Annotated in this window: 15 protein-coding genes; 4 read left to right on the forward strand and 11 right to left on the reverse strand. The window is 51.4% G+C overall.

Annotation, left to right across the window (positions count from 1 at the left end):
* Positions 1 to 5 precede the first annotated feature (5 nt).
* A complete protein-coding gene (locus HMPREF9469_RS21260; RefSeq protein WP_007866573.1) occupies positions 6 to 455 on the forward strand; it encodes a hypothetical protein in 450 nt (149 codons plus the stop codon).
* Positions 456 to 563: 108 nt separating this feature from the next.
* On the opposite strand, the gene HMPREF9469_RS21265 is transcribed toward HMPREF9469_RS21260, so the two are convergent.
* Positions 564 to 1,013, reverse strand: coding sequence for a YwiB family protein (locus HMPREF9469_RS21265; protein ID WP_007866574.1), 450 nt, complete (start codon positions 1,011 to 1,013; stop codon positions 564 to 566).
* A 115-nt stretch (positions 1,014 to 1,128) separates the two neighbouring features.
* Complete coding sequence (locus HMPREF9469_RS21270) at positions 1,129 to 2,190, reverse strand: D-alanine--D-alanine ligase family protein (RefSeq protein ID WP_007866575.1); 1,062 nt, start codon at positions 2,188 to 2,190, stop codon at positions 1,129 to 1,131.
* A 144-nt stretch (positions 2,191 to 2,334) separates the two neighbouring features.
* Between HMPREF9469_RS21270 and spoIIR the strand changes: the two genes are divergently transcribed.
* Entirely contained in the window at positions 2,335 to 2,970 is a 636-nt protein-coding gene (gene spoIIR, locus HMPREF9469_RS21275; RefSeq protein ID WP_007866578.1) for a stage II sporulation protein R, read from the forward strand.
* A gap of 20 nt (positions 2,971 to 2,990) precedes the next feature.
* Here the strand turns inward: spoIIR and HMPREF9469_RS21280 are convergent, their stop codons facing one another.
* The 4 genes from HMPREF9469_RS21280 to HMPREF9469_RS21295 form a co-directional block, all read right to left on the reverse strand.
* Entirely contained in the window at positions 2,991 to 3,227 is a 237-nt protein-coding gene (locus HMPREF9469_RS21280) for a hypothetical protein (RefSeq protein ID WP_007866590.1), read from the reverse strand.
* Positions 3,227 to 3,934 (reverse strand): GntR family transcriptional regulator, encoded by a 708-nt coding sequence (locus HMPREF9469_RS21285; protein WP_040417065.1) that lies wholly within the window; start codon positions 3,932 to 3,934, stop codon positions 3,227 to 3,229. Before HMPREF9469_RS21285 ends, HMPREF9469_RS21280 begins: the two co-directional genes overlap by 1 nt.
* Before the next feature lie 48 nt (positions 3,935 to 3,982).
* Positions 3,983 to 4,879 carry a 4-(cytidine 5'-diphospho)-2-C-methyl-D-erythritol kinase gene (gene ispE, locus HMPREF9469_RS21290; RefSeq protein WP_007866596.1) on the reverse strand — a complete coding sequence of 299 codons (897 nt, stop codon included), beginning with the start codon at positions 4,877 to 4,879 and terminating at the stop codon, positions 3,983 to 3,985.
* Positions 4,880 to 5,063: 184 nt separating this feature from the next.
* The gene (locus HMPREF9469_RS21295; RefSeq protein ID WP_007866599.1) at positions 5,064 to 5,798 is read right to left on the reverse strand and encodes a YesL family protein; all 735 of its coding nucleotides are present in this window, start codon (positions 5,796 to 5,798) and stop codon (positions 5,064 to 5,066) included.
* Positions 5,799 to 6,017: 219 nt separating this feature from the next.
* On the opposite strand from HMPREF9469_RS21295, the gene HMPREF9469_RS21300 reads away from it, so the two are divergent.
* Complete coding sequence (locus tag HMPREF9469_RS21300) at positions 6,018 to 6,689, forward strand: hypothetical protein (RefSeq protein ID WP_007866602.1); 672 nt, start codon at positions 6,018 to 6,020, stop codon at positions 6,687 to 6,689.
* Here the strand turns inward: HMPREF9469_RS21300 and HMPREF9469_RS21305 are convergent.
* The 4 genes from HMPREF9469_RS21305 to HMPREF9469_RS21320 all read right to left on the reverse strand — a co-directional run bounded on the left by HMPREF9469_RS21305 (position 6,604) and on the right by HMPREF9469_RS21320 (position 10,489).
* Positions 6,604 to 7,461, reverse strand: coding sequence for a GNAT family N-acetyltransferase (locus HMPREF9469_RS21305; RefSeq protein ID WP_007866604.1), 858 nt, complete (start codon positions 7,459 to 7,461; stop codon positions 6,604 to 6,606). The genes HMPREF9469_RS21300 and HMPREF9469_RS21305 overlap by 86 nt on opposite strands.
* A gap of 24 nt (positions 7,462 to 7,485) precedes the next feature.
* A complete protein-coding gene (locus tag HMPREF9469_RS21310; protein WP_007866607.1) occupies positions 7,486 to 8,004 on the reverse strand; it encodes a peptidylprolyl isomerase in 519 nt (172 codons plus the stop codon).
* A 71-nt stretch (positions 8,005 to 8,075) separates the two neighbouring features.
* Positions 8,076 to 9,470, reverse strand: coding sequence for an MATE family efflux transporter (locus HMPREF9469_RS21315; protein WP_007866608.1), 1,395 nt, complete (start codon positions 9,468 to 9,470; stop codon positions 8,076 to 8,078).
* Positions 9,471 to 9,568: 98 nt separating this feature from the next.
* Positions 9,569 to 10,489: a dihydrodipicolinate synthase family protein gene (locus HMPREF9469_RS21320; RefSeq protein WP_007866609.1), complete on the reverse strand. Its 921-nt coding sequence runs from the start codon at positions 10,487 to 10,489 to the stop codon at positions 9,569 to 9,571.
* Between the two features lie 591 nt (positions 10,490 to 11,080).
* Here HMPREF9469_RS21320 and HMPREF9469_RS21325 point away from each other — a divergent pair.
* Positions 11,081 to 11,860: an IclR family transcriptional regulator gene (locus HMPREF9469_RS21325; protein ID WP_007866610.1), complete on the forward strand. Its 780-nt coding sequence runs from the start codon at positions 11,081 to 11,083 to the stop codon at positions 11,858 to 11,860.
* Here HMPREF9469_RS21325 and HMPREF9469_RS21330 read toward each other — a convergent pair.
* On the reverse strand, positions 11,853 to 12,875 hold the full coding sequence (locus HMPREF9469_RS21330; RefSeq protein ID WP_007866611.1) for a M14 family metallopeptidase: 1,023 nt from the start codon (positions 12,873 to 12,875) through the stop codon (positions 11,853 to 11,855). The genes HMPREF9469_RS21325 and HMPREF9469_RS21330 overlap by 8 nt on opposite strands.
* Positions 12,876 to 12,926 lie beyond the last annotated feature (51 nt).

Below are 12,926 nucleotides of genomic sequence, written 5' to 3' on the forward strand. Positions count from 1 at the left end.
CCTTTATGGCAGATACCATTATGCACGTACTGCTTGTAATCTTAGCCATTGCAGTGGTCGTTCTGGTTGTTCTCTATTTTCTGGGGAACAGGCTGCAGAAGCGTCAGCTGGAGCAGCAGCAGCTCATAGACGCGGCTGCCCAGACCGTATCCATCCTGGTGATTGACAAGAAGAAGATGAAGATTACCCAGGCCGGACTACCAAAGGCAGTGACTGACCAGACGCCAAAGTACATGCGTTGGGCAAAGGTACCGGTGGTCAAGGCTAAGATCGGTCCTAAGGTCATGACTCTCATCGCGGACGGACGGGTGTTTGAATCCCTGCCCATCAAGACAGAGGCCAAGGTTGTGATCAGCGGTATTTACATCACCCAGATCAAAAGCGTGCGCGGGGGCGCGATCCCGACTCCTCCCAAGAAGAAGGGGTTCTTTGCCAGATTCAGGAAGAACAAGTAAACAAAAAGAAGCGGCCAAACCGCTTCTTTTTTATTTGCCTTTATACCATTTGCCTTCATACCGCTTCTTACCATTCCTGCACATTCCCGCATCATCAGCACATATACTTTAATTAGCGGACATCTGTGTGTAGGAACCGGCACATGACTGGACATCCAGCCGTATGCTGCAGTCCGACAGATGCTCGTAGTTGATGTCCAGGGAGTAGTCAATATCCACCTTCAGGCTGTCAGGCTGTTCCTTGATCTTTATCTTGTTTGCCTGGATCCCCACCACCATATCCCCCAGGGGGGTAGTATAGCAGGACAGGTTTTTCTTGTTCTTCTCAAACTGCATATGGGTGTTGGCGATTCCCTTTTTGATGATATCCATCCCCACCGGGGATATCTTGATCACGTTCTTCACCTTGCCCTCAAAGCCTTCCATCACTTCATCATAGAGGATGTAGTGCTTTCCATTCTTCTGATAGTAATCACCCCTCACTATCATCTCGACGTCTGAGTCCTCTTCGTCCATCATCTGGATACCGCTGATAGTGATCAGCACATCTTTCGTCATAGTTCTTCCTCTTTTCCTCGCCCGTCACCTGTGCCTGTCTTACAGCCGTTTACGTGCAAACGCATTTCGCCTGCCCAGCGAGGTCCTTATGAGCTTAGTATCGTCAAAGTTTCCATTATGCATAGCGTTCCATGCCATGGGACAACAGCTTTTCCACCAACTGGTCCTTGCTGATCCCCCTGGCCTCCCACAGCATGGGGTACATGCTGATGGCTGTAAATCCGGGCATGGTATTGATCTCGTTAAAGACCACCTCGCCATCGTCCTTTACAAAGAAATCCACGCGGGCCAGACCGTATCCGTCCACTGCCCGGAATATATCCATGGCAGCTCTGCGCACACGCTGGGCGGCCCCGTCCGGGAGTTCAGGATCTGTCACGGTACGTGACTCCTCGTTAAAATACTTGGCATCAAAGTCATAAAACTCTGCGGCTGCCAGGATCTCTCCCACTCCTGAGGCTTCCACCGCACTGGCGCCTCCTCCGAACACAGCGCATTCAATCTCCCGTCCCACAATGGTCTCTTCCACCAGTATCTTCCTGTCATGGCGGGCCGCCTCTGTAAGTCCGTCCATCAGCTCCCGCCTGTTGTCAGCCTTGCTGATGCCCCTGGAAGAGCCTGCATTGGAAGGCTTGATGAACACGGGATAGGGAAAGTGCTTTTCAATCCGTTCCGCCACCTGGTCCATGGCAGACAGTTCTTCCCTGTACACCGCCTCGTATTCCGCCTGGCGTATTCCCAGGTCCGACACAATGATTTTTGTATACAGTTTATCCATGGATACTGCCGAAGCCAGAACACCGCAGCCCACGTAGGGAATCCGGGCCAGTTCCAGAAGTCCCTGGATGGTGCCGTCCTCGCCATACAGCCCGTGAAGGACGGGGAACACGACATCCAGCTTCACCTCTTCTATCTTATCTCCATCCATCAGGATCATGCACTTCCTGGTAGCATCCGGCGAAAGCAGGGCTGTCACAGTACCTCCTCTCCAGGCACCAGTCTTCACATCATCCAGTGAGTCCGCCTTGATCCAATGTCCTTCTTCTGTGATGCCTACCAGCAATACATTGTAACGTGTTCTGTCTATGTGCTCTATAACATTGGCAGCCGACATACAGGACACAATGTGCTCTGATGACTGTCCGCCAAATATAACTGCAGCTGTTAGTTTGCTCATGTCAGTCTCCTTTTAGTCCGCAAAAAATGCGCTTGGTTCATGATTATAGTATATCATATGTGGCAATAATTACAAACAGAAATTAATTTGGCAAGTAGGGCCAATTTATCAAAAAACTTTGATTTCAGGAGGTTTTAACATATTATGAAATACAAAATCAGCCTGTGCATATCCGCACTTTGTTTTTTAACCGCATTTCTCATCACACTGGCCGGCCGAACCACCGGGGAGGAGGCCCTGGCTTCCCGCATCGCCCCGGAAATCCTTCGTTTCCATATATTGGCGGAAAGCGACAGCGCCCAGGATCAGGCTCTTAAGCTGGGTCTTAAAGGACTGGTCCTGGACTATGTCCACAGCCAGGTACCGGACAGCTCCGGCAAAGAGGAACTCATAACCTGGTTGGAAAACAATAAGACCAGCATCGAAACCATGTCCGAGGAATGGCTTTCGGACCAGGGCAGCGACCATCCGGTGACACTGGAAGTCACACAGGACTATTTTCCCACCAAGGCATACGGCGACATGGTATTTCCCTGCGGCACTTATGACGCTGTGAGGATCACCATAGGCAGCGGAAAAGGACACAACTGGTGGTGTGTCCTCTATCCTTCCCTCTGTTATACGGATTCCATCCGCGCGGTTGTGCCTGATTCCTCCAAACAGACCCTGGCCTGTCTCCTGGATGAGGATGACTATCGTTCCCTGCTGGCCCAAAAAGACAAGGACGGTAAAAAACCGGAGGTCCGGGTCAGGTTCCGTTTCCTGGACCTGCTGCAATAAGTATTCCCAAATAAAATATATTAAAGCGCCTTCTGTCCGTCCAGCAATTCCTGAAGCGCCTCATCGCTCACATCGATCCACACATCCTCTTCCTCTGCATTCAGGCCCAGGTACTGGGCCAGGGTGCGGGGATCATCACTGTTGTTCCAGCGGCTGATATACCGGTCTATCTCCTCAAAGGGGATCTCCCCTGCCAGATAACGCTCCTTAAAGGTTCCTTCTTTTAATGCTTCTTTCCTGTCCAAATCTTCCTCCATTACCTTCTCCCCCGGCCTACAGCCGCGCTGTCCATTTCCTGCTCCTTGATATTGCGGGAAACCGTGATCTCCTGGTTATCAATATGCTCCCTGGCCGCGTTCTTGGCCTCCGCGATATTGCGGTTTCTCAGGGCCTTCAGAATGTGCTCATGCTCCACCAGAAGGACCTGGCGCTTATCCTCATCCTTTATGTACTCCAGGCGGTATCTGTACATCTGTTCCCGAAGATTGTTAAGCATCTGAACCAGCTTGTCGTTGCCTGTCCCCTGGTAGATCACATCATGATAATGCTCATCTGTCTCCGCAATAGCCATTGCCTCTCCCCTGGCAATGGCATTCCTGAAGCTTCCCTGGACCCGCTCCAGCTCATCCATATCTTCCTCGGACATCCTCTGACAGGCCAGTTCTATGGCCAGTTCCTCCAGGGAACGGCGCACCTCCAGCACATCCCTCAGGCTCCGCTCAGATATCTTGGCAACCTCGGCGCCCTTTCTGGGTATCATCAGCACCAGGCCTTCCAGCTCCAGTTTGCGGATGGCCTCCCTGATGGGTGTGCGGCTGACCCCCAGCTTTTCCGCCAGCTGGATCTCCATGAGACGCTCTCCCGGAGCCAGCTCCCCCTTTAATATAGCCTGCCTTAATGTATTAAATACAACATCCCTCAGCGGCAGGTACTCGTTCATGTTAACCTTAAAATTATTTTCCATTGTATCAAACCCCTTTCCTCCATGATTTGCCATGACTGATATACTCTATTACTGATTTCTTCTCACATTAAAAAAGTTAGTCAGGTAGACCTGCCTTGCAAGCTCTGAAGCCTGCCCAAACCGAAGCGCCTCATAAGCTGACTGGGCCGCTCTTGGATTGGTAAAAAGCCCGAATACGGTGGGACCGCTGCCGCTCATCATGGCGTTTACCGCCCCGTAATCCCGCATCACCTGTTCGATCTTTGCAATCACCGGATACGTTTCCCCGGTTACCAGTTCCAACACATTGCCGAATTTACCGGCCACCTCCATCAGGTCCCGGCGGCGGATCGCATCCACCATTCCGTCTATATCCGGGTGGTCTTCCGGGGCCAGCTCCATGGCATCCAGTCTCTCGTACACGGTCTTGGTGGAAACGCTGATACCCGGTTTTGCTATGAGCACCTGGCACTGTGGCATGGGAGGCAGCTCGGAGAGCTTTTCACCGATCCCCTCGGAAAGAGCGGTTCCCCGCATCAGGCAGTACGGGATGTCAGCCCCCAGCGTCACGCCTCTCTCCATCAGATCCCTGGTGGTAAGGCCAAGCCCGAACATCTTGTTCACGCCAAACAGCACCGAGGCAGCGTCCGTGCTTCCGCCTGCCATGCCCGCGGACACGGGAATGAACTTGCGCAGATGAATGGCAACCCCCTGCCTGATATGGAACTCATCCATCAGAAGCTTTGCAGCCCTGTAAGCCAGATTCTGCTCATTGGTAGGCAAATAGAACAGGTTGGTCTCAATCCGTATGCCCGGCTCGCTGGTCCGGTACAGGTCAATACGGTCATGAAGCCCAACGGTCTGCATGATCATCCGCACTTCGTGGTATCCGTCCTGGCGCCTGCCCAGCACATCCAGGGCCAAATTGATCTTTCCATATGCTTTTAAGCGTAAATGTGTAATCATACCTGCGCTCCTCTATATGTAAATTGCTGACACTGTTCAGGACATTCATTTTCCCTCTGTTCTGAACTGTTACAAATTGTTTGTATTTCTGTTTTTATAATACATTATATTGTATACAATACTTTCAGGTTTTTTTCAAGTTAAAAATGAAAAAACCGGCAGATTTTTTTCTGCCGGCCGGAGATTATCTGCTCTTTAAATTTTCAATTGCCTTTTTCATGGCCTCGTCCTCCTCACCCAGCATGGGCGTGGAATCAGAATGTACCTTGTCCTCATCTTCCTTGGGAATGTACTTCTTAAAGATCATGGTAAAAAAGTAAGAATTGACAAACGCAATCAGCGGCATTCCAAAAAGCATCAGGAGCATGGAAGCCTGGGGCAGGTAAAACAGGCTGAAATAGGAGGCGGCCACCATGCCCGCATCAATGACAAGGATGCCAATGGTCTGCAGCAGATGCCGCACCGACATAAAGAACGCGTTCATGATGGTCCGCTTTACCGGGTTATAGAACCTGGCCTGCAGTGGGAATACGTAGGTGAGGATAAACATGTAGATTAAAAGCATTCCCCCTGACACAGCGGTGAGAACTGTCTTTAATATACCTCCAAGGGCCATCTGTCCGCTGATAAAAAACCAGAAGTCCACCGACAGCACCAGTCCTGCCGCCAGCAGGATGAGCCAGATGGCAGTTGCCTGCTTAAAATTATTCTTAAAGGACCGGAAAAAGGAACGGATGGTGGAATCATCCTCATCCCTTGCCAGTTTCAGGGTTACATAATATACGGCCGTAGTGGAAGCGCCAATGGTGAACACAGGGATGGAGCAAATGATCCACAGGATGTTGAGGAGGATCAGATCTCCCAGCTTGCCTATGAACCTCCACACCGGATTGTCATAATTGAATAAACCTTGCAACATATACCGTCCTCTTCTTTCTGTAAATAGATTTTCAAACACACTTCAGAACTATTCTATCATATTAAACAGAAAATGCAAAGAGTTATAACATGCCCTACCCCCCTGCGCCATATATCAATCATTTTCATAAATTTTTAATGTGCCCCTTTTCCCATTCTATGGTATACTAACAGGAAATACCATATGAACAATACATAAAATGGAAGGAACAGCATTTCTATGTCCGTAAGAAAAGAAGCTGAGGCTGAGAAACAAAAGTTAAAGAACATGTCCTGGAAGGACAGGGCATGGTATGTATGGGAATATTATAAATTCCACATCCTGGCCCTGATACTGGCAGCCGGCGCCCTGTGGACCGTGGGCACCATGATCTACCGCCAGACTTTTACCACCCGGCTGTCCATAGCCGTCATCAATGATAGGGCGGGAACCACCAGTTCCACCGCCGGTCTGGAGGCAGGGCTTAAGGAGGCCCTTGGATGCGGCAGCAAGGACCTGATCGAATTTAACGAAGGCCTGTCTGCAAGCTTTAGTGAAGACAGCATGTCCCAGTACGATTATGCAACTCTTGCCAAGATATCCGCACTGGTGGCCAGCAGGTCACTGGATGTGGTCATAGGGGACCAGGCCTCCATTGACCACTATGCCTCCATCAATGCGTATCAGAACCTGGAGGAGTATCTGCCTCCCGAACTTTACCACAAGGTGAAGGACCATATATACCGTGCCAATGATGAACAGGGCAGCTTACAGCCCTTTGCCATTTCCCTGGAGGATACCGCCTTTGCCCAGGAAACCGGGATCCTTATGGATCCTCCCTATCTGGCGGTGATATCCAGCGCTCCGCATAAAGAAGCTGCCCTTGTGATGGTCGGGTACCTGTTTCCCTGACCGGTGGTTGGGTACCTGCATCCCCGGTTGGTGATCGGTTATCTGCTTCCCTGATTGGGGGCAGAATGCGGGTTTCTCTGATACATTCCATTCCCAGGCGTTCCGCCATCGCGCGGCTCGCCTGGTTTTTTTCATCGATCAGGGCGCACAGCCTGACATCCAGCACCTCATGGGCATAGTCCATGATGGCGGAAACAGCCTCGGCCCCATACCCCCGGCGCCTGTACGGCCGGAAAATGTGATATCCCAGCTCCAGCCACGGCACGGTCCGGTCCGGATCGTTTTGGTATAAAAGCTCCTCCATCTCCTCCGGAAGCCTGGGATTGGAGACCCCGGCCATTCCCACCAGCACATCCGTCTCTTTCTCCGTCAGGGCCCAGGTCCCGTATTCGTAAAATCCATACTGCCTGTCTATGTATAGGGCCAGAAGCTCCCGGGAACGGAACACGCCCTCCTGGGCACCGTACTCCTCCTCAGGTATATGATCCGCATCCTCCTCCACAAACTCCCGTATGACCAGCCTTCCTGTGGAGGCAATGAGCCAGGGCAACCCCAGATGCCGGCGCAGCACCAGCTGTGCCAGTTCCCGGCTGGCATCCTCAAACCCGGGAATAACATAGGAAACGCCCTTTAAATACCATTTATTTCCATCTCCCTGAACGCCAATAATGGCCCTCCCGGCTGCTTGCGCTGCCAGAAGGGCCTCAGGCTCATCAGATATAATCACCGGATGGGATACTCCATCCAGTTGGATCCTATATTCGATTACCATACACGGCCTGCCTTTTACTGTTGCTTACACTGTCTCCGGTTCCGGATATGTCTCCCCAAAGGTTTCCACTGTCATGGACTTGATCTTCTGCTCCTTCATGGGACGGTCATTATAATCCGTCTGCACATCCGCGATCTTGTTCACAACATCCATACCCTCTGTCACCTTTCCAAATCCGGCATAGGCACCGTCCAGATGCGGGGAAGTGGCATGCATGATAAAGAACTGGGAGCCGGCAGAGTCCGGCATCATGGATCTGGCCATGGAAAGAACGCCTGCCGTGTGCTTTAAATCATTCTTAAAACCATTCTGCGAAAACTCTCCCTTGATAGAGTAGCCCGGACCGCCCATACCGTTTCCGTTGGGGCATCCGCCCTGGATCATGAATCCGCTGATTACACGGTGGAAGATCTTCCCGTCATAAAAGCCCTTGTTTACAAGGCTGATGAAGTTGTTAACTGTATTGGGTGCGATCTGCGGATATAACTCAGCCTTCATCACATCCCCATTGTCCATGGTAATGGTAACTACTGGATTTGCCATCTTACTATTCTCCTTTTATCAACGGCCGGATAAGGCCGGCCTTTTTTCTTTTCTAACTATAACAAATTCCGTCAGGTTTGTCCAGACGCTCCCTCAGATGCGGTCCGGTCATCCCTCTGCATTTTCCTGAAAATGCGGCACAGCATGAATACGGCAGCAATAGCCAGTACAAATTCCGCTGTAAACTGCGCATAGGCAAGGCCGTACAGGGGAAACAGCCGGTTCAGCACATAGAGGGCCGGTATCTCTAATACGATCTTTCGCAGGATGGCAAAGCTGAGGGCGGCCCGCCCCATGCCCACGGCCTGGAACACGCCCACGGCAAGGAAATCCATGCACAGAAAGGACAGTCCCAGACAAAAGCCCCGCAAAAACCGTGTGCCGTACGCAATAATGCTCTCATTGTTCATAAAGGACCGTATCAGGGTGCCTGCGCCAAAATAATATCCCAGAGATACCACGATCAGGAAGGGAAGCAGGGTCCTGACGGCAAAGATCACGGTCTCCTTCATGCGCTTATGGTTCCCGCTGGCATAGCTGTAGCTGATCAGGGGCATGATTCCCTGGGAGAATCCCATGGCCACCTGCATGGGCACCATATTGATCTTCTGGGAAATGCCCATGGCCGCCACTGCCTGGGCACCGTAAGATGAAGTGAAATTGTTCAGTATGGTCATCCCGGTCACGTTGAGAAGGTTCTGGATGGCAGCGGGGATGCCCACGCCGCACACGCCCAGCACAACGGCCTTTTGCATGGAAAATTTCTTAGGCAGGATACACACAAAGGTATTCTTTCGCCTGACATACAATAGTACAAAAAAGTAAATGCAGGCAACGCAGTTGGACAAAAAGGTGGCCAGTCCTGCTCCTGCCGCCCCCATGTCCAGCCCCCATGGAAGGATAAAAACAGGGTCCAGGATAATGTTGAGAAAGCAGCCGCTCATGGTTCCAATGCTGGCGTGGAGGGCCGATCCCTCAGAGCGTACCATGTAGGCCATGACCACGTTGAGAATGGCAGGGGCTGCCCCGAAGAGAACAGTCCACTTCAGGTATCCCAAAGTGGCTTCCATGGTGTTGGCGTCCGCCCCCAAAAGCACCAGCAGGGGATGGAGGAATACGGTGCACAGAAGGGAAAACAGAATGCCGCTGAACAGGGCGCAGTAAAACCCAAAGGCCGAACTTCTTCGGACCGCCTCATAATCCTTCCTGCCCAGCGCCCTGCTCATCATACTGGAACTTCCCACTCCAAACAGGTTGTTCACCGCATTAAAAGCCAGCAAAACCGGTGCAGCCAGCGTAACAGCCGCGTTCTGCACCGGGTTATTCATCATACCTACAAAATATGTATCTGCCAGATTATAGATCACCATGACCAGCGAACTGAGGATCGTGGGCACCGCCAGCTGCATCACTGCTTTTGGTACCGGTGTCTGCTCGAATAATATGGTCTTATTATTGTCTATCATGTCAAAACCCCCTTGCCTGAAACGCCGTCCAACCGCGGACGCCTTTTTTATTTTATCATGCCAGGGGGTATAAAACAAGATGGTTCATACTGCACTTATTAACTGTACTGTCCCTGACGGCTGTTCAGGGCCTTAAACTTTTCCAGCACCTGGTCTACCAGTTTTACGGCTCTTTGGAAGGTCTCATCCCCCATCTGATTGTAGGGGAAAATAGCCCTGTCCGCGATCCCCAGTCCCCTGTGGTTCATCACCTTCTTAAATAGCAGGGAAAAGTTGGAATCCAGATCATATAAAGGCATCAGTTCATGGATCAGCCCGGACAGTTCCATGGACCGGCGGAAATCCTTATCATTGGTAGCCTTCACCAGCGCGCTCCAAATCTCCGGCACCAGGTTTGACAGGCCCCCAATGCACCCGTTTCCTCCGGAGGTGATGTTATACAGGTACTGGTCGTCAAAACCAGAATATGTGTCAAAGGAATGCCCCCTTGCAGCCAGGCAGATGAGATTGGTGTGGTTGGGCTCCGACACGGAATCCTTGAGACCGGCAATATTGGGATTGGCCTCAAGCAGCCTTGCCACGGTGGAAGGGGCAATGGAATATCCTGTCCTGGCCGGATAATTATATATGTAAAGGCTGCCCTTCACCGACTTTGCCAGGGTATCATAGTAGATAAATAGTTTTTCCTGGTCCATCCCGTAGTAGTATGGGCCGATTACCATAGGCCCCGCATACCCCATGTCACAGACTTCGTTGGAAAGGGCCACCGTGTCCTGGAAATTCATGCTTCCTGTCCCCGCATACAGCTCTACGCGTCCTGCGGTGTACTCCGCGTAAAAGCGGAAAAAATCACTTTTTTCCTGTCTGTCCATCCCTGTAAATTCACCCGTGGAACCCAGCACCAGAATGCCGTCCACACCTCCGTTTACAAGAAAATCGATCACCTTCTTGTTGGCCTCGTGATCCGGCTTTTCATGCTGGTCCAATACAGTTACTACAGGTGTTATGATCTTATACATTTCTTTCCTCCTCTTTGCAGGCAATTGGCCTGGGTCATAAATGTTCATAAGCGGTTTGCTTGGTGTTTTTATTACAGTGTCATTGGTACGTATATACATACTCAGTTTGATATAACGTACATTATAATGATACGATATCATTTCCATGCCTTCTTGTCAATTCCGCCGGGATACTAAATAAGACTTTTTGAGAACTGAATAAAATTTTCTTTTTCATTTGTAGATGATGTGCAAAATGGTTTCTGCAATTCTTTGTGGAGTTTCTTGAGCCGCGTGGGAAATCCTTAGGACCGGCAGCAGGTACCTGGCTTGCGGCGTACGTCTGGGCTTACAGCGTATATCCTGGCTTGCATACACATTTTCGTGACAGACCTGCACGATTTCTGCTATAATATTATTTAAAGCGCCTTTATAGGCTGACTGTTTCGATCGTCAAACATCTCCGGCGGATATACCGGACGCCCATCAGAATCATTCCATGGGTATGAAGGACAGCAATATCATGCCGGGGTGACATGGCGGAAGCCTTTACCAACCGCCCCCATCCGCCAAGGCGGATCCGATCATTTACACACTTAAGGGAGAGATCATATGCCATCAAACCAGCACAGACCCACGGAACGCGTCCTGGACATCCTGGAACTGCTTTCCACTAATCCTGACGGAATGACCCTGACCCAGCTGTCCAGGGCGCTTAACGCACCCAAAAGCAGTATCATGCCCCTTGTGCACACCATGACATCCAGGAAATTCATCTACCAGCATAAGGACACATCCAGGTACTGTATGGGAATCGCAGCTTACTCTGTGGGTTCCTCCTACACCAATACAAAAAACGCCCTGGAATTTATCCAGAGCGAAATGAAATATATTGTTTCCCAAAGCAATGAAACCTGCCAGCTGGGAATCCAGGTGCGCAGCAATCTGCTCTATATTGCAAAAGAAGATTCCGCGGAACCTCTTAGGCTTGTCTCCTATGTGGGAAAGCAGATTCCCCTGTACTGCACCGCCATTGGCCGGGCCCTCCTTGCCCAGAAGACGAAGGATGAGATCCGGGCCCTGTATCCGGATGGGCTCACTGCCTTTACAAAAAACACCATCACGGATTGGGAGGAACTGTTCCGGGAGCTGGAGCAAACCAGAAACCGGGGATATGCCCTGGAACACGAGGAATGTATGCCCCTTTTAAACTGCGCAGGCATTCCCCTGTGCAGCAACGGCCAGGTCATTGCCGCCCTGAGCGTGTGCATCCCAACCTTCCGCTATTCCGAGGACAAGCTGCAGTCTATTATCCGGCTTTTGAAGGAATCCAAGGCAAAGCTGGAGACATATTTCCAGGGATGCGATGTGGACCTGGGAAGTATCAGCTGACCTGTTCCGGCATGCCGTAGGCGATCAGAGGATCCCCCTCTCCGATTCCAAGCCCCCTGGTCTGGTAAAGCACGATCCCATCGTACTCTGCCCTGTATTCATCCAGAAGGCTTCCCCACACATCCTTCACCTGTCCCAGCAGGGCACCTTTCTTAAAACGGTCCCCCGCCGCCAGCGCCGGATACCAGAACCCCTGTGTTTCAGCTTCAATGTAGGTCGCACGTCTGACCCGTTCCTGGGTCATCGTGTGTATCTCCCTGCCCTCCAGCACCCGGAGGCGGATTAGGATATTGCGGATATCCTGTTTATAGAGTTCCACCTCCTTATTTGTAAATATCCCTCCTCCGCCCCTCTCCATGAGAACCGAGGGGATACCGTGGATGCAGGCGCAGCTGTAGGCGCCTGTGGCGGCACCTGATCTGGCTCGGACAGCAGTATCCGTTGCCATGGCCATGGCCTCCGATGCCCGGCACACTTCCTCCCGGGCAGCTCCCGTATAATACACAAAAGGCATCACCTCCTCGCTGGTATCGCCTCCATGGACATCGATGCAGTAATCCGCCAAGCTTTGGAGTTCATGCACCATGGCATAGGCGATCTTCTCCGAAAGTGTCCCATCCTTTTTTCCCGGAAAGACCCGGTTCAGGTTCTTCCCGTCCTCAGGCACCACAAATCTGGTAAATGTCCTGGCTGCCGAAGGATTGGCAATCAAAAGGCAGATCACATTTCCATGGACCAGCTCCGGGTCCAGCTCACGGGACAGCTCCATTACGGTCTGGATGCCGATATATTCGGCCCCGTGGACTCCGGCGGATATGAGTACGGTCGCGCCCTCCTCCCTGCCGCAGATCACGGTGATGGGGAGTTTTATATCACTGTCCTCCACTTCCAGCCAAATGTTTTTCTTTTCGCCGGACACGGCCCGGTATGTCCCAACCTGTATGGATTTTATTTCCTGTCTCCCTTCCGTCTCCTGTCCTGCCTTACCTTCCTGTCTCACATTTCTTTTTTCCATCAAACAGTACTCCTCTTTATTTCCGTGTATAAATTTGTGTGCGCTGGCGGG

It is taken from the genome of [Clostridium] citroniae WAL-17108 (assembly GCF_000233455.1).
Classification (GTDB): domain Bacteria; phylum Bacillota; class Clostridia; order Lachnospirales; family Lachnospiraceae; genus Enterocloster; species Enterocloster citroniae.